This is a genomic window from Pseudocitrobacter sp. 2023LY-00077, from assembly GCF_055796175.1.
In genome coordinates this window covers 99,410-121,422 of sequence record NZ_JBSPEI010000012.1, presented here as the reverse complement: position 1 = coordinate 121,422, position 22,013 = coordinate 99,410, and the positions used below count along the sequence as shown (strand labels likewise).

Below are 22,013 nucleotides of genomic sequence, written 5' to 3'. Positions count from 1 at the left end.
GTTGTTCAAAAAAATCGAACAGAGGATTCGATATATTGCGCTATCCCTGTGGCAGGATTGTGAATAAAGTGTCTGCAAGCAACCGGGCAAGGCCCGTCACTCAAAGTATAAAGGAAACACCCATGAGCAAAGTATTGGTTCTGAAATCCAGCATCCTGGCAGGCTACTCCCAGTCTAATCAGCTGTCCGACTATTTTGTTGAGCAGTGGCGTGAAAAACACAGCGCGGACGAAATCACCGTTCGTGACCTGGCCGCTAACCCGGTGCCGGTACTGGATGGCGAACTGGTTGGCGCACTGCGTCCAAGCGATTCCCCGCTGACTCCGCGTCAACAGGAAGCACTGGCGCTGTCTGACGAGCTGATTGCTGAACTGAAAGCCCACGACGTTATCGTGATTGCAGCCCCGATGTACAACTTCAACATCTCTACTCAGCTGAAAAACTATTTTGACCTGGTTGCTCGTGCTGGCGTGACCTTCCGTTACACCGAGAAAGGTCCTGAAGGCCTGGTTACCGGTAAGAAAACCGTGGTGATCACCAGCCGTGGCGGCATCCATAAAGATACCCCGACTGACCAGGTGACTCCGTACCTGTCTACCTTCCTGGGCTTTATCGGCCTGACCGACGTGAAATTCGTCTTTGCGGAAGGCATCGCGTATGGCCCGGAAATGGCGGCCAAAGCACAGGCAGATGCAAAAGCGGCAATTGACGCCGTGGTTGCAGCGTAAGATTTAAGAGGCCTCCCGCGAAATCGGGAGGCCTTGTTATTTAACCCGCATTTTTCGCAATGCTGTTCAGCGTTGCCAGCACGTCATCAGATAGCACTAATTCTCCCGCCGCCATATTCTCCCGCAAATGCCCCACTGAAGAAGTACCTGGAATCAACAGGATATTCGGCGAACGTTGCAATAACCACGCCAGCGCCACCTGCATCGGCGTCGCGCCAAGGCTTGCAGCAACATCCGAAAGCGTTGAAGATTGCAGCGGCGTAAAACCACCGAGCGGGAAGAACGGCACGTAGGCGATACCGTCACGCGCCAGCGCATCGATCAACGCGTCGTCGGCACGGTGTGCGATGTTGTATTCGTTCTGCACGCAGACGATTTCCGTAATTTTACGCGCTTGTGCGACCTGCGTCGGCGTGACGTTGCTCAGGCCGATATGCTTCACCAGCCCCTGCTGTTGCAATTCGGCCAGTACGGTAAAGTTAGCTTCAATCGACCCTTCTGCCGGGCCGTGACCGTCGCCGAGCATCACGCGCAGGTTAACCACATCCAGCACGTCCAGGCCGAGGTTACGCAGGTTATCGTGTACTGCCTGCTTGAGTTCCTCAGGGGAGAATGCCGGAAGCCATGAAGCATCGTTCCCGCGACGCGCGCCAATTTTGGTGACAATCGTCAGGTCATCCGGATACGGATGCAGGGCTTCACGGATAATCTGGTTTGTCACGTGTGGGCCATAAAAGTCACTGGTGTCGATATGATTCACACCCAGCGTCAGCGCTTCACGCAATACCGTAATAGCAACATGGCGATCTTTTGGCGGTCCGAAGACACCGGGGCCTGCCAGCTGCATCGCGCCATAACCCAGTCGTTTTACCGATTTTGAACCAAGAGTAAACGTACCACTGTTGTTGCTCATAACACCCTGTCCTGTTTAAGGCAGATTAAGAGCCCACAGTATAGAAATGAACGCGCGGGGAGGAAATGTGTAATAAATGCGAATGTGTAAAAAAATGCCGGATGAGTACAACGTCTCATCCGGCACACGCATTATTGCCCGGTGGCGCTGCGCTTACCGGGCCTACGGGTGATATACCTGTAGGCCGGATAAGGCGCGAGCGCCGCCATCCGGCAAAACAAACATCAGAACGTTTTCTTAAAGTTCAGCATCACGCCTTTATCGCTGATACCATCCTCTTTCCAGTGGTAAGCATCCAGGTTCAGCGAACTTTCTTTGCTGCTGTATTTCACGCCGACGCTTGCCAGGCTGTTGATGCCGCCGCCCTTCTGCCCGTCATCAACGTTGAAGTGCTGGCTGCCTGCCCCGGCAAGGCTCGCGGTACGCTGGCTCTTGCTGTAGCTCAGATTTGGCCCGCCTTCCAGCGTCGCGTTGGCGCTCCAGCCGTCTTTGCCTGCATAGTCCAGTTTCAGCCCGACGATGCTATCCACCGCCGTTTCGCTGCCGCTGTTCATGCTCAGGTTAAAGTCTCCGGCATTGCGTTCCTGATAACCGCCCTCCAGCGTGTGACGCAGTTTGACACCGGCATACGGGGTGATTTTCAGCCCTTCGCGCGGTTCAAAGGTTTTCGCCCCTTCGCTGCGGAACTCCAGGTACTGCTGTTTCACGTTGGTATCCGCCGTTTTACTGACGTCGCCGTAAGCCACTGAGCGGCTGCTGTCCAGTTGGTGAATGTCGTAACGCAGCGCGTTATTCCAGCTCATGCCATTATCAAACGCCATCTGGTGCTTCAGTCCAAAGAACTGGCTGTAGCCGCCGGTGACGCCGTTATCGCCGGCTTTCTGCGCACCGTCGCCATCGAGACGAGCGATACCGTACTCCAGACTCATGGTCTGGCTTTCACTCAGGTCAATGGTTTTACGCAGTGCCAACATGTCGTACTCGGTATTATTCCCCAGTTCTGCACGCGGATCGCCTTTCGCCACCACGTTGAACGCCAGACCGTTGCCCATCTTCGGCGCCGCATCGGCCAGCATGCTGAAGCGGTTGCTTAACACACGTGCTTCGCGGAACACGGTGGTTGCCTGGCTGCCGCTGATTTGCTTCAGCGCGCTGTTCAGTTCAGCAGTGGTGCCAACGTTCAGGCTGGTGTACAGCTCGTTGTTGGTGTAACCCGCATCCAGCGCTTTCGCCACGTCATTCACCGAGGCATCGGTCGCCACCTCGGTGTAGGCGTTTTTGCTCATGGTGACGTCAACGTTACCGCTGGCATCGGTGCTGCCTTTGGCGGTCCACACCACGGACGTTGAGGTGATGGCGTCAGCGTCGGTCAAGTTGCTGCCTTCCACCACGTTGTCAAAACTAACGGTGGTGTCTGCCGTACCGGCGGTAAACCCGGTGTTGATCCCCACGCCGTTCATGCTGGCATTGTTGACCTTGAGCTTACCGGCACTGCCATCGGCACTCGTTCCCACCACGTAACCGTTGAGATTATTCATGCCGCCATCAACTGCATCACTTCCCGGCGTTACGCTAACCGTATTGGTATTCGGCACATCCGGCAACGTATAGTCGCCATAATGCACTTCCGTGTTATTACCGTTGTTACCGTTCACACCTTCAACATTGACACTGTCGCCCTGTTTGATCAGGCCCGAACCTGTAACCCCATCGGCGATCACCACCGTGCCGTTGTTAACCACGTGACCTTCTGTACCCAGCACGCTGAATGCAAACGAATCATTGGCGAAGATATTAATGGTGCCGTTGTTCTCGATCACCGCATCCGCCGTAGCGTTGGCATCGAGTTGCATACCGATCATACCCGTGTCGGTAGTGCCCTCTGTACCGAGGTTGATGGTGCCATTGTTAACCAGTTGCGCGTTCTTATCACCTTCCATAGCCACAGCACCGGTGCCGCTGATGTTCATCGTGCCGTCATTCTGGGCGATGAAGTTACTGTGGGTGAATTTCACAGCGCTGGCGCTGTCGTGGTCGAAGTTGATGACCCCGTTATCCTGGTTCCAGAAGAAAGCATTCTGATCGCCAGCATTACTGGCGCTAACCACCAGCGACTTCGCAGAGACATCAATCGTTCCATCGTTAATAAAGCGACCATTCCCGCCCCACATATTAACGGCTCCGTTGTGGGACGAATTACTCATCGCCATATGTCCGGTGTTATAAAGCGTCCCGGACTGGTTAATATGAACAGCGTTTTTGCTGTTATCGAGGGTAAACTCGCCACTGTTGTTAAAAATGGCATCATTATTGACTTCCAGCATCCCGGCATTGTTGCCTTCACTGTTACTGCCAAGATTCCAGGTTCCGTCGTTATTAACCACCGCAGTCCCTGTTAGCGCCGCGCCTTTTTTAACCGTTCCATCGGTCTGGTTATTAAAAACCCCGCCAGCCAGAGTAATACGCTCTGTCACAATGCCACTATTATTGAACACGCCGGATTTCTGCACCACTTTACTGACGGTACCGGTATTGTTCACCAACGAGCTATCTGCACCAGCATACATGGTAATTTGTGCAGTCATTTCTCCGGCATTATTAAGGGTTCCTCCGTTAACATCGACGTTATTTTTCATCACTCCGTTATTATTAATAACCGCGCCATTATCAAGCGCCACGAAGTTATTGATGACTCCATCGCTGGTATTTTCCAGAACACCACTGAGTATTGTGATTTGTTCACCGGAAAGCGTTCCGCTGTTAACAACATTTCCAGCCTGTTTATTTGTCACAACGGCGGTTCTGTTCAACGTTGCTGCTTCCCCGCTTTCTGTAAACGTATCACCACCGGTATAAATCAGAGAGGTAAAATTATCGGTGTCATTATACTCATTCCCCGACTGGCACACACCGAAAGTACAGATGGTGCCATAGTTGACAATCGTGCCAGAACCATCGTTATAAAATGCCTGGCCGATTTCGGCATTAATATTGATAACGCCAGTCTGATCATTAATTGCAGTGCCGCCATTATAAACCGCCATGCCAACAAGTTTATTCGCCCCCAGGCTGTCGTCGTAGTTCTCATTTTTTTCCAGATTAATGGTTCCCTGGTTAATAACCGTATTACTGGAACCATAAGCGGCCATTCCCGCGCCTGCGTTGTAGAGGGTAATGACGCCGCTTTCTTTGTTAATTGCAGTTGCATTAATTCTGGTTCCGCTATAAGAATCCGTACCTACCGACATTCCCATAGCGTAATTTCTGGCTGTATTTCCGGGGATATCGCTGCGTAATTGCGTTGTATCATTAACATCAAGCCATAACGCATCAATAGAAATTTTGCCTGCATTCTCTGTCGTCGAGTTATCTATTGCCGACATGCCAATACTCCCGCGGCCATACATATCCACGATCCCACTCTCGCTATTGAGTGCATAACTGTCAATGTAGGCCTGGATAGCCACCATACTATCTGTTTGATTATTAGGAATATCAGGACCCGTGACGCCCATTGAAGACGACAGATTCAGCACGCTATGCTGCTCCATGACTTTTGCGGTGATAACACCGTTATTAGTAACGCTTGCTCCCTGCCGCCCAAGTAATGCCATGCTGCCCGGCTCCGGCGTTGAGTTTGTCGGTGTCGAATAGTCATACTGATGCAATGCAATACTACCACCATTAACCGCGGTGCTATTTTCTCCGTTGGCCTGAATAAACCGAACATTCGCGGTATCGACAGTCCCTTTGTTGATTGCCGTAGATCCAGATGATACGTTTATTATCGCAGGCGCCCCATCAAAATAGTGATCGAAAACACCGACTCCCTGCGTTGAGAAGACGGCGTCATCACCGATTTCCAGCGCCGCACCATTACTTAACTGGATAACACTGGTATAACCCACCGGGAAGTCTCCGCTTATCACGGAGTCACCATTCAGGTAGACCGATGAGTGACCATCAACCTGGATAAGCGGGGTGTGCCCCACCCCCTGTCGGGTAGACGCAATATCATCGCCATTTATTAATGTATTGGTCTCTCCCTTAAATTGCACGCCGCCGTTAAGTGTTACGGTATTACTATCACCGGTAACCACAAGCCCGGTGATATTTTCCTGGGTACCATCATACTCCCCATAGATATGACTTGTGGTTTCGCTATCCACCACCATCGTTAACTGGCCATCCAGCGTAATATCGTTGTTATTTCCGCTGACATTAACCCCAACCGACGGATCGTAAAAATAGTCTGCCGCATTGTCAGTCGTCTGGTCTTTATCGACTAATATATTGCCAGCGATCTCAATGGTGTTGCCATCCCCGGCAACATTGACGCCAGTGGCTTTCTGTCCGGTAACATTTAGCTCATAGGTCGCCAGCGTCAATGTATTGTTATTGCCAGCAACATCCAGGCCGGTAGAGAAATCGCCCACATCCATCCCACCCGCCAGCGAGATGTTTGCGCCATCACCTGTTGTCTGAATGCCCGTTCCGGCGTTACTGGCAAAAATATCGCCTACGTTAACGAAGGTGGCGTTATCGCCGCTGATCTGCACGCCTGACGCATTTTCCGCCCCGGCATTTCCGGCAGTAATATCACCCATATTGATAAATGTCGTACCATCGCCGTCGAGCAATACGCCGATGGAGTTATCCTCCACCACCGTAATATTGCCTTTGTTATTAACGATAGTGCCGCTTCCGGTAACATCTATACCGTGTGCGCCGCCGCTGACGTAGAGATCGCCGGTTTGCTTAACCGTCGCATCGTTACCGACGATTTTGCTTCCCGTCGAGTTTTTACCGTCAACGGCCATGCTGCCCTGGTTATTGACCCTGACATCGCCCCCCGTAATAAAACTCCCGGTACCGCCATTAGTGATGGTTGAATCGCCAGCGTTACTCAGAACAGTGCGATCGCCATTGATAATAACCGCCGTACCGCCATCAACGTTAGTTTCACCATTGTTATTGATGATGATATCGTCGCCCGTCAGGATGCCGACAACCGAGCCTTCGCCGATGGCCGTGGTTTTACCGTCATTGTTGAGGGTGATGTCGTTGCCTTCAACCGTCATCACCGTACCACCGTTCAGTGCGGTGTTGCCGCCCTGATCGGTAATAACGGCGTCATGAACATGAATATCGTTCCCGGTGGTGCCGTCCACTACCACACCGGCTAATTTGGTAATGCGGATTTTGCCGTTGTCGTCATAGCTCCACTCAATGCCTCCGGCAGTATTGATGCCATCGAACACAACCGTGTTGCTATCCGTGTGTACCTGCCAGCTATTGGCTATTGTTGTGCGTCCGTCCTTCGCTGTTAGTGTATAGCTGCCGTCAGCATTTTGAGTATAGGTGAACGTCGCACCGCGAATTTGCAGGGTCTTCTCGGTTTTATCCCAAGTGACGTCGTTGTCAAATTTAATGGGATCTGGTTTGGGAGGATCAACGTCATCATCACCACCGTCGTCCGGCGGGATTACATCATCACCACCGTCGTCCGGTGGGGTTACATCGTCACCACCATCGTCCGGCGGGGTTACATCGTCGCCACCGTCGTCCGGCGGGATTACATCATCACCACCGTCGTCCGGCGGGGTTACATCGTCGCCACCGTCGTCCGGCGGGGTTACATCATCACCACCGTCGTCCGGAGGGGTCACGTCATCGCCACCGTCGTCCGGCGGGATTACATCATCACCACCGTCGTCCGGAGGGGTCACGTCATCACCACCGTCGTCCGGTGGGGTTACATCGTCGCCACCGTCGTCCGGCGGGATTACATCGTCACCGCCGTCGTCTGGCGGGGTCACGTCATCGCCACCGTCGTCCGGTGGGGTTACATCGTCGCCACCGTCGTCCGGCGGGATTACATCGTCACCGCCGCCGTCAGGCGGGGTCACGTCGTCACCGCCGTCGTCCGGAGGGGTCACGTCATCGCCACCGTCGTCCGGAGGGGTCACGTCATCGCCACCGTCGTCCGGCGGGGTTACATCATCACCACCGTCGTCCGGAGGGGTCACGTCATCGCCACCGTCGTCCGGCGGGGTTACATCATCGCCACCGTCGTCCGGTGGTGTCACATCGTCTCCACCGTCATCCGGCGGAATGACATGATCATCAGGTGGAACGGGAGGAACAGGAGGAACGGGTTGTTGAGAAGAATGAGAGTGGTGTCCGTTATCATCCGTTAACTCTATTGCCGCAAAAGTAATGATGAGGGCTGTTGCGCCCATGGCAAGCCACGGATAGAGATTATTTTCTGTGTGTGTCACACATTCGGCAGGAAGTTTTTTTAATTCTTGCGGGCTTAACTTTTGCCTATCTGTTGGGCAAACCACCCGCGAACCTTTGCGCTCGGCTGATGCGCTATCTGTATCCGCGACATCGGCGGCCCAGCCCTGACCGCTAAGTGCTAAAGCGATACAAGCAGATAATAACGTTTTCTTTTGCATGAGAAATCCCTCTCACTCTTCATAAGAGAATTGACTAAAAATCAATAAAAACAAAATATTGAAATGAAATTTGGAATCGATTAAATCTAAAGGATGGTCATGATTAAATATTAATTAAGATTCTATTTGTCAATACTACACATTTCAACTTAAAGAGTTTTTAAGAAAAACTAAAACAATTCATCGCGTAAATGTACAAAGACATTATTCGTGGCAATTATCGCGTTATGATGCTGCAGATAGAAATAATTCATAACCTGAAAGGTGGCGATGCGAAAAATAGCATTTATTTTTTACGACATGATTCATTTATGAAACTAATATTCAAGGCAACTTAAAACTATCGCTTACAAAAACCAATAAAAAAGCAGGAAATTCATTCCTGCTTTTTATTTAACTTACTGATTTTGGCCGCAAACTTTCATCAAATATCAGCCGTTTTCGCCCCTCTTCCACCGCACGCAGTGGTTCAACCTGATGCATCGTCTTTTTGCAGCGTTCCACCAGTACCTGATATTCCCGCGTCCCCTGCTTCTTCCACGCCATTTCCTGCTCGCTGAGTTCGCGGATGGCTTTCGCCGGGCTGCCGATAATAAGGTAATTCGCAGGCATCTCTGCTTTGGCTTTCACAAACGCTGCCGCGCCGACAATACTGTTTTCGCCGATCACCGCGCCGTCCATCACCACAGCATTCATCCCAACGAGCGCGTTACGGCGTATCACGCAGCCATGCAGGATCGCACTGTGACCAATATGTCCGTCCTCTTCCACAACGGTGTCTTGCTCCGGAAAACCATGCATCACACAGTTGTCCTGAATGTTCGCACCATCTTTAATGACAATGCGACCAAAGTCGCCGCGCAGGCTGGCATTTGGCCCAACATACACGCCTTTGCCCAGGATGACGTCGCCAATTAATACGGCGGTAGGATGCACATAGCTCTCGTCCGGCACCACCGGGGTTAAGCCGTCAATCTGATACACTGGCATAAGACCTCCCTTCACTCACCGGCAACCCGCCAAATCGTTGATAGAACAGCGTGCCCGGCGCAGGCAGTTCGCCCACCGGGGTTTCGCCTTTTTCGCTGACGAAGGTCAGCGCGGCAGGAGCCACACGTTGATAAATGTTGATACAGAGTTGACGCGCAGAGCCCCCAAGCCAGTGCGCCGGGAGCAGTTCTTCCGGCAGCAGCGGATCTTTCAGCACCACGCGACGATAAAAGTGAATCAGCAGCAGTTGGATCTGGAAGCAACGTTCCGGCGTAAGTTCATCTGCATCCACTTCGCGCAATAACGGCAGCAATGGACGGAACAGCTGGATAAATGTGTCGTACATGGCATTCTGCTCGGTCAGTTGCCAGCACTCTTCCACGCGGGCACTTAACGCCGCACGCGACAACGCCAGTGGAGAATGCGCTTCAAAGCAGATAACGTTTTCCGCCACACCCGCTTCATGCAGCAGCGATTGCACATCGGCCAGCTTTTGTGACGGCGAGGCCATCAGACTGGGCGCTAGCGTGCCAAACCCTTGCCAGATAAGCTGTTTTTTGACGTCTGAAAGTGTTGCGCGATCCAGACCTTCTGAGAGTAACAACAGCCAGGTGCCATCCCAGGCCGGCGTTTCCGCACGATAAATTTTATTTTCCGCCCTGCGAGTTAAGCGCTGGCCTTTATCACTCAGGCGATAAAAGCTGCGGCGGCCGATGCGTTCTACATCCAGCCAGCCCTCTTTGTTGAGGCGAAACAGCGCGGTACGGACAAAACGTTCCCCAAATCCCAGACCTTCGAGCATCGCCGCCAGGCTACCCAGCCAGACAGTACCGCCGCGATGCAACAGGGAATCACCATACAGCGAGGCGATCAGCGACGTGCCGCTAATGGGCACTGATGACACGGCCTGCTGAATGAAAGTATCGATTTTACTCATCTGATTCATCCTGTTGTTATTGTTTTGATTTATGAATCATAGCATAGGTTTCCCCTCACCCCGGCCCTCTCCCAAAGGGAGAGGGAGAAGACCGCAGCAGACAGTTCCCTCTCCCTCAGGGAGAGGGTTAGGGTGAGGGTGAAAGTTACACGTTAGCAATCTTACGCAAATCAAACACCCGGCACGCTTTGCCTTCCGAACGCGGGATCGCGCCGCAGTTAACGATGGTCACATCCGTCGAGATCCCGACCATCGATTTAATGCGATGACGCAACTGATGACACACCTGACAGCGCTGTTCGTGGCTCAGGTACAAGCTACTCTCTTTCAGCTCTACCTGAATCGACAGCGAATCAAGATGACCGCGACGGTTAACTTCCAGCTGGTAATGCGGCGAAAGATGTTCAAACTTCACAATCTCTTCTTCCAGCTGAGACGGGAAGACATTCACACCGCGAATAATCAGCATATCGTCGCTGCGTCCGCTGATGCGATCCATACGGCGCATGGTGCGTGCGGTGCCCGGCAGCAGACGCGTCAGGTCGCGGGTGCGATAACGAATTACCGGCAGCGCTTCTTTGGTCAGCGTTGTAAACAGCAGTTCGCCATGTTCACCGTCATTCAGCACCGTGCCATCGTTCGGGTTAACAATTTCTGGATAGAAGTGGTCTTCCCAGATGGTCGGGCCATCGGCGGTTTCGATACACTCCATTGCCACGCCCGGGCCCATGACTTCCGACAAACCATAGATATCCAGTGCGGTAATACCCAGACGACGTTCAATCTCTTTACGCATCGCCATCGTCCACGGCTCCGCGCCAAACACGCCGACGCGCAGGGAACATTGCGTCGCATCGCCGCCCATCTGGCGTTCCAGCTCTTCAATCAGGTTCAGACAGTAAGACGGCGTGACCATAATCATATCCGGCTGGAAATCACGGATAAGTTGCGCCTGCTTCTCAGTCTGGCCACCGGACATCGGGATAACCGTTGCCCCCAGACGTTCCGCGCCGTAGTGCGCGCCCAGCCCGCCGGTGAACAGGCCATAACCGTAAGCGACGTGGATTTTATCTTTCGGCGTACCGCCCGCTGCGCGCAGCGAACGCGCCACAATATCGGCCCAGGTATTAATGTCATTCTGAGTGTAACCGACCACGGTCGGTTTACCGGTCGTGCCGGAAGAGGCATGCACGCGCACCACCTGCTCCATCGGTACGGCAAACATGCCGAACGGATAGTTATCACGCAGATCCTGCTTGGTGGTGCACGGGAATTTTTCGATGTCTTTCAGTTCTTTGAAGTCATCCGGGTGAACGCCCGCTTCATCGAATTTGCGGCGATACATCGGCACATTTTCGTAGGCGTGTTTCAGGGTCCACTTCAGGCGTTGCGTTTGCAGTGCCTGCAGTTCGTCCAGCGATGCTTTTTCGATTGGGTCCAGCTTTGTATTTGTTGTCATTATAGGGTACTCGCAGGTAAAAATTAGCTCACACACGCTCCAGGATCATGGCAATGCCCTGACCCACACCAACACACATCGTACACAGGGCATAGCGGCCCTGACGGCGCTGCAGCTCGAGGCTGGCGGACAGTGCCAGTCTCGCGCCGCTCATACCTAACGGATGGCCTAAGGCGATGGCGCCTCCGTTCGGGTTAATATGCGGCGCTTCATCCGGCAGCCCTAACTGTCTGAGCACGCCCAGCGCCTGTGCAGCGAAGGCCTCGTTCAGTTCGATAACATCCATATCAGTGATACTTAAACCCGCACGCTCCAGCACTTTACGCACGGCAGGTACCGGGCCTAATCCCATCAGGCGCGGTTCCACGCCTGCGGTCGCCATGGCAACGATACGCGCGCGCGGCGTCAGCCCCTGCGCGAGGGCCTGCTGCTCGCTGGCGATGATCAGGGCCGCCGCGCCATCGTTCACGCCCGAGGCGTTACCCGCCGTGATCACGCCATTCGCGCGGAACGGCGCTTTCAGTTTGCCCAGCTGTTCCAGCGTGGTTTCCGGGCGCAGATGTTCGTCATCCAGCACCTCAGTAAAGGTGCCCTTTTTGCCAGGCACGCGTACCGCGACAATCTCTTCAGCAAACACGCCATCACGCTGGGCTTTCGCGGCACGCTGTTGGCTGCGATAAGCAAAAGCATCCTGATCGGCGCGGCTGATATTTAACAATTCAGCTACATTCTCCGCCGTTTCCGGCATGCTGTCAGTACCAAATTGCTGCTGCATGAGCGGGTTCACAAAACGCCAGCCGATGGTGGTATCAAACATCTCGGCCTGGCGCTGGAAAGGCGCGCTGGCCTTGCCCATCACAAACGGCGCACGCGACATCGACTCCACGCCACCCGCCACCAGCAGGTCGGCATCACCGGCTTTAATCGCGCGGGCCGCAAAGCCAATCGCATCCAGGCCAGAGCCGCAAAGGCGGTCAATGGTGGTCCCGGAAACATCCTGCGGATAGCCCGCCAGCAGCAGCGCCATACGCGCCACATCGCGGTTATCTTCCCCGGCCTGGTTAGCACAACCGAGGATCACATCATCAATACGCGTTGGGTCGAGCTTTGGGTTACGCACCAGCAGTTCACGCAGCGGCACGGCGGCGAGGTCGTCGGCGCGAACGCCCGACAGCGCGCCCGCATAGCGGCCAATTGGGGTACGAATTCCGTCACAAATAAATGCATCACGCATCAGGCTTCTCCTGTTACCGTGCCGCCGATGCGGTGGGACTTACCGCGAAACAGGGCTACCGTTTTTTGTTGTTGGTTCACAATTTCAATGTCATAGACGCCAGTCTGTTTACCCTGATGTTTTACCCGGGCGGTGGCGGTAAGTTTGTCGCCCGCAAAGCCTGGTCGCAGGAAATCTATCGAGCAGCCGGAAGCCACTGCCGCCAGCCCCTGACTATTACAGGCGTAAGCGAAAGCGGTATCCGCCAGTGAAAACAGTTGCCCACCGTGGCAGGTCTGGTGACCGTTCAACATGTGCGGCGCAACGGTCATGGTGAGCACCGCATAACCTTCATCCATTTCGATAATGTCGATACCCAATGCCTGTGCGCAGGTGTCGCGCTCATACATTGCGTGGGCATTACGCCAGGCGTTACTCATGGTGATTCTCCAGCAGCGCGCGCTGGCGCAGTAAAGAAGATGGACGGTAGCGTTCTTCGCCGTAATGGGCTTGCAGGTTTTCCAGTACGCGCAGCACGTTCTGCCAGCCCAGCTCAGCGCCCCACTGCAACGGCCCTTTCGGGTAGTTCACGCCAAGGCGCATCGCCGTATCGATATCCTGTTCACTGGCAACGTGTTTCTGCACCGCATCCAGTGCTTCGTTCGCCAGCATCGCCACCGTACGCCACACCAACAGCCCCGGATAATCGGCAATTTTCAGCACTTTTTTGCCCTGCTGCTGGAAGTAGTACACGGCTTTATCGGTATCGGCCTGCGCATTGATTTGCGCGGCAGCCAGCACCACCACATCACCCTCGATACGGTCAAACACCACAACCGGGCGCTGATGGCGCATTGCCAGCGCCAGCGCGGTTTCACCTTGCGTTTCAATCAGCAGAAGATCGTCAATTGTGACACTGTCACCATTTTCTGTAATCTCACCAGCAACGGCTGAAACCGCTGCCAGATACGGGTCAGAGACGGCTTCAACCGGCCAGCGATACACACCTTGCCCGCTCTTCTTGCCAAATCGCCCGCCCAGCACCAGTTCCTGTTGCAGCAGCGACGGCAAGAAGCGGCGGTCCTGCCAGAAGGCATTAAATACTGAACTGGTGACCGCAAAGTTCACGTCATGACCAATCATGTCGGTCAGCGCCAGCGGGCCCATCGGGAAGCCACCGCCTTCACGCAGCGCCGCATCAATGACTTCTGGTGCCGCAACCTGTTCTTCCAGCGCACGCCAGGCTTCGGCGTAGAATGGACGCGCAATGCGGTTGACGATAAAGCCCGGCGTTGAGCGGCAGCGTACCGGCTTTTTGCCCCACGCGGCCACGCAGTTACACAGGGCGTCAGCCACTTCCTGCGACGTCGCCAGCCCACTCACCACTTCCACCAGCTTCATCACCGGCGCCGGGTTAAAGAAGTGCAGCCCCGCCACGCGCTCCGGGAAACGCACGTCCGCGGCAATCGCAGTAATCGAAATCGACGAGGTGTTGCTGGTCAGCAGCGTTTGCGGCGGGCAGATTTCTGCCAGTTGGTTGAAGAGCGCTTTCTTCACCTCCAGCCGTTCAGAGGCTGCTTCAATCACCAGGTTAGCTGGCGCCAGCGAAGCGATATCCGCCACCGCATAGATTTTTTTCAGCGTTCTTTCGCACGCTTCCACGCTCAGCTTGCCGCGCGACACGCGAGAGGTCAGACGCTGACGGATGCCATCAATGGCGCGGGTGAGCGCATCCTGATTGATATCAAACAACAGCACGTCGTGCCCTGCCGCCGCTGCCACTTCGGCGATACCTGCGCCCATCGTGCCGCTGCCGATCACCGCAACCGTTTTGATTTCATGGCTCATGGCTTATTTCCCGCTGAACTGTGGTGGACGTTTGGCCAGAAACGCGCTGACGCCTTCGCGATAGTCATCGCTGCGTCCTGCCATACGCTGGAAATCGCGCTCCATATCCAGCTGTTGATCCAGCGTGTGAGTTTCGGATGCCAGCAGCGCTTGCTTAATAAGCCCTAAACCGTAGGTCGGCTGGGTGGCTAAATGGCGTGCCAGCGTCAGGCTGGTATCTGCCAGTTCTGCGTCATCCACCACCTGCCAGATCATGCCCCACTGTTGCGCCTGCTCGGCGCTCATTTTGTCGCCCAGCAACGCCAGCCCCATGGCGCGTGCACGACCGGCAGTGCGCGGCAGCAGCCAGGTGCCGCCGCAATCAGGCACCAGCCCCAGCTTACTGAACGCCATCACAAAATTGGCTGAACGCGCGGCAATCACCATATCGCAGCCCAGCGCCAGCGTTGCGCCTGCACCTGCCGCGACACCGTTCACCGCAGCAATCACCGGTTTCGGCAGCTTTGCCAGACGGCGCACCAGCGGGTTATAAAAACGTTCAACGGACATCCCCAGATCCGGTGCCGGACCGTTGGGATCGACGTTACGATCGTTCAGATCCTGCCCCGCGCAAAAGCCGCGTCCCGCGCCGGTAATCAGCAGGCAGCGGATGGTGTCGTCGCGTTCCGCCTGCTTCAGGCATTCGGCCAGTTGCTGATGCATCACATCATTAAAGCTGTTGAGACGTTCCGGGCGATTAAGCGTAATGGTCATTACGCCCTGCTCAACATGACTCAAAATAAAAGCATCCACGATTAACGTCCTTTAAATTCTGGTTGGCGTTTTTGCAGGAAGGCATTAATGCCTTCCTGACGATCCTCGGTTGCGCTCAGCAGCGTAAACAGCTGGCGCTCCTGTTGCAGACCCGCATGCAGCCCCACTTCCTGCGACTGACGCAGCGCCTGTTTTGCCGCCTGTAATGCCAGCGGTGAATGGCGGGTGATGGTCTTTGCCAGTTTCAGGGCGTATTCGAGGGTTAAGCCCGCCGGGTAGACGTCGCTCACCAGCCCGGCCTGCTGCGCCTGATGAACGTCAATCGCTTCACCCGTCAGCACCATACGGCTGGCAAGCGCCTTACCGACGCTGCGAATTAAACGCTGGGTGCCGCCCGCGCCCGGCATAATGCCGAGGGTGATTTCCGGCAGGCCGAAACGGGCGTTATCGCCCGCGACCACCGTGTCGCACAGCAGCACGAGCTCGCAGCCTGCGCCCAGCGCATAGCCATTAACGGCGGCAATCAGCGGCTTATTAAACGCATCTATTCGCGCCCATAAACGCGGGCGAATATCGTTGAGCGTGGCGGGCATATCGTTGGCCGCCATCTCGTTTAGATCTGCGCCAGCTGCGAAGAAACGGTCATTGCCGAAGATGACGCAGGCAGAAATTTCCGCATCGCGCGCGGCCTTTTCCAGTTCGCTGGCGATTTGCTCCAGCAAGGCATTGTTCAGGGCATTGCGCGCCTGCGGGCGATTCAGCGTCAGCAACAGCACGCGCTCGTGGCGTGCAACGATCAGTTCGCTCATGCCATCCCCTTCGCGTCAAAATCGACAATTACGCCATCGCCTTTCGGCAGCGCCTGGCAGCTCAGCACATAGCCCGCCGCCACTTCATCGGGTTCAAGGCTGTAGTTGGTTGCCATCTCCACTTCACCGCGCAACACCTTGCATTTACAGGTGGCGCAGACGCCGCCTTTGCAGGCATACGGCAGGTCAGCGCCCTGACGCAGCGCAGCGTCAAGAATGCTGTCATCCTCTGCATTCAGGGAGATCTGACGGTCACGCCCATCGTGACGAATCGTCACGCTGCGGCCTTCAGCCTGTACGGTAGAGACGCGCTTAATGGTGCTGCCCGGTGTGTTAAAGCGCTCCAGGTGAATCGCTTTCTCCGGCATGCCTAATGCGCGCAGCGCGATTTCCGCGTCGTCCATCATCGCCGCCGGGCCGCAGATAAACGCTTCATCAAGCTGATCGAACTGCACCAAATTGCGCGCCAGCGCGTGCAGTTTTTCACTGTTGATATGGCCGGACAGCAATTCGCTTTCGACCGTCTCCTGGCTGAAGAGGTTGATAAGCTGTAAACGTTGCGGGTATTTATCTTTCAGGTCTGCCAGCGCCTGACGGAACATCATGCTCTGGCTGCTACGGTTGCCGTAAATCAGTGTGAACTGGCTATTGGCTTCGGTGGTAAGCGTGGCTTCGATAATCGCCAGCATTGGCGTGATGCCAGAACCGGCGGCAATCGCCAGGTAGCGTGCGGTACGCTCAGCCTGCGGTTGATAGCCGAAGTGGCCCTGCGGCACCATCACCTCAAACGCCATGCCTTGCTTAATATCACTCTGGGCAAAGCGGGAAAAACGCCCGCCTTCGATGGCTTTTACCGCAACGCTAATCTGCCCCGGCGTGCCGGTACGGCAGATGGAGTAGCAGCGGCGCAGTTCTTCACCACCAATGCGGGTTTTCAGCGTCAGGTGCTGACCAGGACGGAAAGCGTAAGCCTCCCGTAACGTGTCGGGTACGGCAAAAGTAATGGTCACCGCATCGCGGGTTTCCGGTTCCACTTTTGCCACCGTAAGCGAATGAAACGTCGTCATGGCAACCTCAAATACATTTGAAATAGTCGAAGGGTTCGCGGCAACTATCGCAGCGGTACAAGGCTTTGCAGGCCGTCGAACCAAATTCGCTGATAAGCGAGGTATGCGTGCTGCCGCAGCGTGGGCAGGTCACATCCTCAGGAACCGATGCGTGGCAGGCGTGGGCCTGCGGCGGGCTAATGCCATACTGACGTAAGCGTTCGCGGGCATCGGCGTTCATCCAGTCGGTGGTCCAGGCAGGGTCGAGTTGCAGCACGATATTGACCGGCGTGAAGCCGTGTTCGGTCATCACGTCACGGATAGCGCCCAGCAGATGCTCCGTGGCCGGGCAGCCGGAATAGGTCGGCGTAAAGCCAATCACCCAACCGTCACCCTGCGGCGCGACGCTGCGCACCATGCCTAAATCGGTGATGGTTAACACCGGCACTTCCGGGTCGGGGATCTCGCTCAGTAAGCGCCAGATCTCATGCACTTTCGAGGGTGCTATCGCGGCAATTCGTTGCACTATGACCTCCTGATTACCACTGAAGTGCGGGGTAGATACGTTGCAGATACTGCATTTCCGCCAGCATCGGCCCCAGATGTTCCGTATGAAGACCCTGTTTCCCGCCGGTACGGAAAGCCGCTTCTTCCGGCAGTTGCAGGCAGGCATCGGCAAGCGCGCCGCGTACGGTGGTCTCCCACTCGTCTTTCAGTTCGCGCACATCAACGGCAATGCCCTGCTCAATCAGTTCCTGCTCAACGGCATCCACTTCGAACAGTTCGCGGGTAAAGCGCCAGACGTTGTTCAGCGCCTGCTGCATTTTCTGCGCGGACTCCGGCGTACCGTCACCCATGCGCACCAGCCAGCCGCGGCTGAATCGGAGGTGGTAGCGCACTTCTTTAATCGATTTGGCGGCGATAGCGGCAATTTGCGCATCGCGGCTCTGCACCAGGCGGCTGTAAAGCGCGACGTGCCAGGCGTCCATCAGAAACTGACGGGCGATGGTATCGGCAAAGTTGCCGTTCGGTTGTTCCACCAGCAGCAGGTTGCTGAACTGGCGTTCTTCGCGGCCATAGGCCAGCGTGTCTTCATCGCCGCTGCCGTAGCATTCGGCGGCGTAGCTCAGGAAGTTGCGCGCCTGACCGAGTAAATCGAGGCCAATGTTCGCCAGCGCCAGGTCAATCTCCAGCTCCGGCGCATGGCCGCACCAGGCGCCGAGACGATGCGAGAGCACCAGGCCGTTGTCGCCCAAACGCTGGGCATAAATCGCGACGGAATTTTTAGTCATCACCAACCTCACATGTGCTCGATGCCATCAGGGATGGTGTAAAACGTCGGGTGGCGGTAGACCTTGCTTTCCGACGGGTCGAAAAACTCACCGCGCTCTTCCGGCTGAGAGGCAACGATCTCGCTCGCCTTCACCACCCAGATGGAACAGCCTTCGCTGCGGCGGGTGTACGCATCGCGCGCGTTTTCCAGCGCCATTGCATCGTCGGCGGCGTGCAGGCTGCCGACGTGACGGTGGGATAACCCCTGTTTGCTGCGAACAAAAACTTCATATAACGGCCAGTAAACATTGCTCATCGTGCTTCTCCTTATGCCGCGTTGCGGTTTTGTTGTTTTTGCGCATGCGCCAGCGCGGCTTTCCGCACCCACGCGCCCTCTTCCCAGGCTTTGCGTTTTGCTGTCAGGCGTTCGTGATTGCATACGCCGCGGCCATGGATCACTTCGTTAAACTCGTTCCAGTCGATTTCACCAAACTGGTAGTGCCCGCTCTCTTCATCAAAATGCAGATCCGCGTCAGGTACCTTCATCCCCAGCATTTCAACCTGCGGAACGGTGTTATCGACAAAGCGCTGACGCAGTTCATCATTGGTAAACAGCTTGATGCGCCACTCCAGGCTCTGGGCACTGTTCGGCGAGTTGTCGTCGTTCGGCCCGAACATCATCAGCGCCGGCCACCAGAAACGATTGATGGCGTCCTGCAACATCTGACGCTGAGATTCGCTACCCTGCGCCAGCGCCATGCAGGCTTCATAACCCTGACGCTGATGGAAGCTCTCTTCTTTACAGATTTTCACCATCGCACGGGCATACGGGCCGTAAGAGGTACGGCACAGCGCCACCTGGTTAACAATCGCTGCGCCATCGACCAGCCAGCCAATGACGCCGATATCAGCCCAGCTCAGGGTGGGATAGTTAAAAATGGAGGAGTACTTCATGCGTCCATCGAGCATCTTCTGGTAGATGTCTTCACGCGCACAGCCGAGGGTTTCCGCTGCGCTGTAGAGATAGAGGCCGTGCCCCGCTTCGTCCTGTACTTTCGCCAGCAGAATGGCTTTACGACGCAGCGTCGGTGCACGGGTGATCCAGTTACCTTCCGGCAGCATGCCGACAATTTCGGAGTGGGCGTGCTGGCCAATCTGGCGGATCAGCGTTTTACGGTAGGCGTCCGGCATCCAGTCCTGCGGTTCGATGGCCGTTTCCTGCGCGATGCGCTGGTTAAAGCGTTGTTCTTCTGTCACGTCATCACCTTTTATGATTCCAAAAACATTCACACGATGAATATATGTGAATCACTTTATTTCTTAGAAGTTACACATTAGTTAAATAAAACCACAAATTTTGTTTGTGCATTATGTGACAGCTCTCGCAAAGCAATTGAACAAAACGATTATAAACAATGATTTAAATCATTATGCAAAGTACGCAGCGATCACAATGTTAAAAAATCATTAAAAATCAGCTTGCGATTTATGATTCACAATTTAACTATGTATAACGAAATCACGTAACATTTGGAGAATAGCGATGCAGCAGTTAGCCAGCTTCTTATCCGGCGCATGGCAAACCGGCCAGGGGCGCGCCCGTACCATTCACCATGCCATCAGCGGCGACGCGCTGTGGGAAGTCTCAAGCGAAGGGCTGGATATGGCGCAGGCCCGCCGTTATGCCATTGAGCAAGGCAGCAGCGCGCTCCAGGCAATGACCTTTATTGAGCGTGCCGCCATGTTGAAAGCGGTGGCTAAACACCTGTTAGCGGAAAAAGAACATTTCTATGCGCTGTCGGCACAAACCGGCGCAACACGCGCGGATAGCTGGGTGGATATCGAAGGCGGCATCGGCACGCTGTTTACCTACGCAGGTCTGGGTAATCGCGAACTGCCGGATGACACACTGTGGCCGGAAGATGAGCTGATCCCGCTTTCGAAAGCGGGTGGATTTGCCGCGCGCCATGTGTTGACTTCAAAATCAGGTGTAGCGGTACACATTAACGCCTTTAACTTCCCCTGCTGGGGCATGCTGGAAAAACTGGCGCCGACCTGGCTTGCCGGAATGGCCGCGATTATCAAACCGGCCACCGCCAGCGCCCAGCTAACTCAGGCGATGGTGAAATCGATTATCGACAGCGGCCTGGTGCCTGACGGCGCGTTAAGCGTCATTTGCGGTGGCGCGGGTGATCTGCTCGAAAAGCTCGACAGCCAGGACGTGGTCACTTTCACCGGCTCCGCCGCCACCGGGCAACAGCTGCGCGTGCATCCCAACATCGTAGCGAAGTCGATACCATTCACCATGGAAGCCGACTCTCTGAACTGCTGCGTACTGGGCGATGACGTTACGCCAGAGCAACCGGAATTCGCCCTCTTCATCCGCGAAATCGTGCGCGAGATGACGGCCAAAGCCGGGCAAAAATGTACCGCTATTCGCCGTATCATCGTGCCGCAGCAGCAAATCAATGCTGTCAGTGAAGCGCTGATTGCGCGTCTGGGAAAAATCGTTGTTGGCGACCCGGCGCAGGAAGGCGTGAAGATGGGGGCGCTGGTCAATATCGATCAGCGTCAGGATGTGCAGGAGAAAGTAGATTTGCTGGTTGCCGCGGGATGCCAGATTCTGCTGGGTGGCAAAGCGGACGACAAAGCTGCCGGGGCGTTCTTCCCGCCAACGTTACTGCTTTGCCCGCAGCCGGATGAGATCAAAGCCGCGCATGCCATTGAAGCCTTTGGCCCGGTTGCGACCCTGATGCCGTATCAGAACCGCGACCACGCGCTGGCGCTGGCTCGTGCGGGTGAAGGTAGCCTGGCAGGCACGCTGGTGACCGCCGATGGCGCATTAGCGCGCGAGTTTATTCTCGGCGCGGCACGCGCGCACGGGCGTATTCAGGTACTGAACGAAGAGTCCTCCAAAGAATCGACCGGACACGGTTCCCCTCTGCCGCAACTGGTACACGGCGGCCCAGGCCGTGCGGGCGGTGGTGAAGAGCTGGGCGGATTACGCTCGGTAAAACACTACATGCAGCGTACCGCTATTCAGGGCAGCCCGACCATGCTCGCCGCCATTGGAAAACAGTGGGTACGCGGCGCGGCAGTGGTGGAAGATCGCGTCCATCCATTCCGTAAATACTTCGAAGAGATCCAGCCCGGCGACAGCCTGCTGACCCATCGTCGCACAGTCACCGAAGCGGATGTCGTGAATTTCGCCTGTCTGAGCGGTGACCACTTCTACGCGCATATGGACAAACTCGCCGCCGCCGAGTCGCTGTTTGGCGAGCGCGTGGCCCACGGTTACTTCCTGATTTCCGCCGCTGCGGGCCTGTTCGTTGACCCAGGCGTCGGGCCAGTTATCGCCAACTACGGTATGGAAAACCTGCGCTTCATCGAGCCGGTCAAACCGGGCGACACCATTCAGGTTCGTCTGACCTGTAAGCATAAAACCATCAAACGCCAGAAAACGGCGGAAGAGACCCCCACCGGCGTGGTGGAGTGGTCGGTTGAGATTTACAACCAGCATCAGCAGGCGGTTGCGCTGTATTCCATTCTCACACTGGTAGCGCGGCAGAACGGGGATTTCTAAG

The 22,013-nt window shown here is 55.4% G+C and carries 17 protein-coding genes; 2 read left to right on the top strand and 15 right to left on the bottom strand.

The features are described from left to right. Positions 1-122: 122 nt before the first annotated feature. Positions 123-728 (top strand): FMN-dependent NADH-azoreductase, encoded by a 606-nt coding sequence (gene azoR, locus ACWWFX_RS16585; RefSeq protein WP_108474155.1) that lies wholly within the window; start codon positions 123-125, stop codon positions 726-728. Between the two features lie 40 nt (positions 729-768). Here azoR and ACWWFX_RS16580 read toward each other — a convergent pair whose 3' ends face one another. The 15 genes from ACWWFX_RS16580 to paaA all read right to left on the bottom strand — a co-directional run bounded on the left by ACWWFX_RS16580 (position 769) and on the right by paaA (position 19,686). Continuing rightward, positions 769-1,641, bottom strand: coding sequence for an aldo/keto reductase family oxidoreductase (locus ACWWFX_RS16580; RefSeq protein ID WP_276221434.1), 873 nt, complete (start codon positions 1,639-1,641; stop codon positions 769-771). Positions 1,642-1,865: 224 nt separating this feature from the next. Continuing rightward, complete coding sequence (locus ACWWFX_RS16575) at positions 1,866-8,102, bottom strand: BigA/YdbA N-terminal beta-barrel domain-containing protein (protein ID WP_473224286.1); 6,237 nt, start codon at positions 8,100-8,102, stop codon at positions 1,866-1,868. A 393-nt stretch (positions 8,103-8,495) separates the two neighbouring features. Further along, positions 8,496-9,092 (bottom strand): phenylacetic acid degradation protein PaaY, encoded by a 597-nt coding sequence (gene paaY, locus ACWWFX_RS16570; RefSeq protein WP_473224285.1) that lies wholly within the window; start codon positions 9,090-9,092, stop codon positions 8,496-8,498. After that, entirely contained in the window at positions 9,073-10,038 is a 966-nt protein-coding gene (gene paaX, locus ACWWFX_RS16565; RefSeq protein ID WP_456145484.1) for a phenylacetic acid degradation operon negative regulatory protein PaaX, read from the bottom strand. Before paaX ends, paaY begins: the two co-directional genes overlap by 20 nt. Before the next feature lie 136 nt (positions 10,039-10,174). Further along, positions 10,175-11,488, bottom strand: a complete 1,314-nt coding sequence (gene paaK, locus ACWWFX_RS16560; RefSeq protein ID WP_473224284.1) for a phenylacetate--CoA ligase PaaK — start codon at positions 11,486-11,488, stop codon at positions 10,175-10,177. A 28-nt stretch (positions 11,489-11,516) separates the two neighbouring features. Beyond that, entirely contained in the window at positions 11,517-12,722 is a 1,206-nt protein-coding gene (gene pcaF, locus ACWWFX_RS16555) for a 3-oxoadipyl-CoA thiolase (RefSeq protein WP_473224283.1), read from the bottom strand. After that, positions 12,722-13,141, bottom strand: coding sequence for a hydroxyphenylacetyl-CoA thioesterase PaaI (gene paaI / locus ACWWFX_RS16550; protein WP_015964549.1), 420 nt, complete (start codon positions 13,139-13,141; stop codon positions 12,722-12,724). The genes pcaF and paaI overlap by 1 nt, the downstream gene beginning before the upstream one ends. Next, complete coding sequence (locus ACWWFX_RS16545) at positions 13,134-14,549, bottom strand: 3-hydroxyacyl-CoA dehydrogenase (RefSeq protein WP_473224282.1); 1,416 nt, start codon at positions 14,547-14,549, stop codon at positions 13,134-13,136. Before ACWWFX_RS16545 ends, paaI begins: the two co-directional genes overlap by 8 nt. 3 nt (positions 14,550-14,552) lie before the next feature. Continuing rightward, the gene (paaG, locus tag ACWWFX_RS16540) at positions 14,553-15,341 is read right to left on the bottom strand and encodes a 2-(1,2-epoxy-1,2-dihydrophenyl)acetyl-CoA isomerase PaaG (protein ID WP_015964551.1); all 789 of its coding nucleotides are present in this window, start codon (positions 15,339-15,341) and stop codon (positions 14,553-14,555) included. Between the two features lie 2 nt (positions 15,342-15,343). Then, the gene (gene paaF / locus ACWWFX_RS16535) at positions 15,344-16,111 is read right to left on the bottom strand and encodes a 2,3-dehydroadipyl-CoA hydratase PaaF (protein ID WP_473224281.1); all 768 of its coding nucleotides are present in this window, start codon (positions 16,109-16,111) and stop codon (positions 15,344-15,346) included. Then, positions 16,108-17,178 carry a 1,2-phenylacetyl-CoA epoxidase subunit PaaE gene (gene paaE, locus ACWWFX_RS16530; RefSeq protein ID WP_276221448.1) on the bottom strand — a complete coding sequence of 357 codons (1,071 nt, stop codon included), beginning with the start codon at positions 17,176-17,178 and terminating at the stop codon, positions 16,108-16,110. Before paaE ends, paaF begins: the two co-directional genes overlap by 4 nt. 7 nt (positions 17,179-17,185) lie before the next feature. Then, the gene (gene paaD, locus ACWWFX_RS16525) at positions 17,186-17,683 is read right to left on the bottom strand and encodes a 1,2-phenylacetyl-CoA epoxidase subunit PaaD (RefSeq protein ID WP_276221450.1); all 498 of its coding nucleotides are present in this window, start codon (positions 17,681-17,683) and stop codon (positions 17,186-17,188) included. Positions 17,684-17,696: 13 nt separating this feature from the next. After that, a complete protein-coding gene (gene paaC, locus ACWWFX_RS16520) occupies positions 17,697-18,449 on the bottom strand; it encodes a 1,2-phenylacetyl-CoA epoxidase subunit PaaC (RefSeq protein WP_473224280.1) in 753 nt (250 codons plus the stop codon). Positions 18,450-18,457: 8 nt separating this feature from the next. Further along, positions 18,458-18,745: a 1,2-phenylacetyl-CoA epoxidase subunit PaaB gene (gene paaB, locus ACWWFX_RS16515; protein ID WP_276221454.1), complete on the bottom strand. Its 288-nt coding sequence runs from the start codon at positions 18,743-18,745 to the stop codon at positions 18,458-18,460. An 11-nt stretch (positions 18,746-18,756) separates the two neighbouring features. Next, the gene (gene paaA, locus ACWWFX_RS16510; protein WP_473224279.1) at positions 18,757-19,686 is read right to left on the bottom strand and encodes a 1,2-phenylacetyl-CoA epoxidase subunit PaaA; all 930 of its coding nucleotides are present in this window, start codon (positions 19,684-19,686) and stop codon (positions 18,757-18,759) included. A 286-nt stretch (positions 19,687-19,972) separates the two neighbouring features. On the opposite strand from paaA, the gene paaZ reads away from it, so the two are divergent. After that, entirely contained in the window at positions 19,973-22,012 is a 2,040-nt protein-coding gene (paaZ, locus tag ACWWFX_RS16505) for a phenylacetic acid degradation bifunctional protein PaaZ (RefSeq protein ID WP_473224278.1), read from the top strand. Position 22,013: the final 1 nt, after the last annotated feature.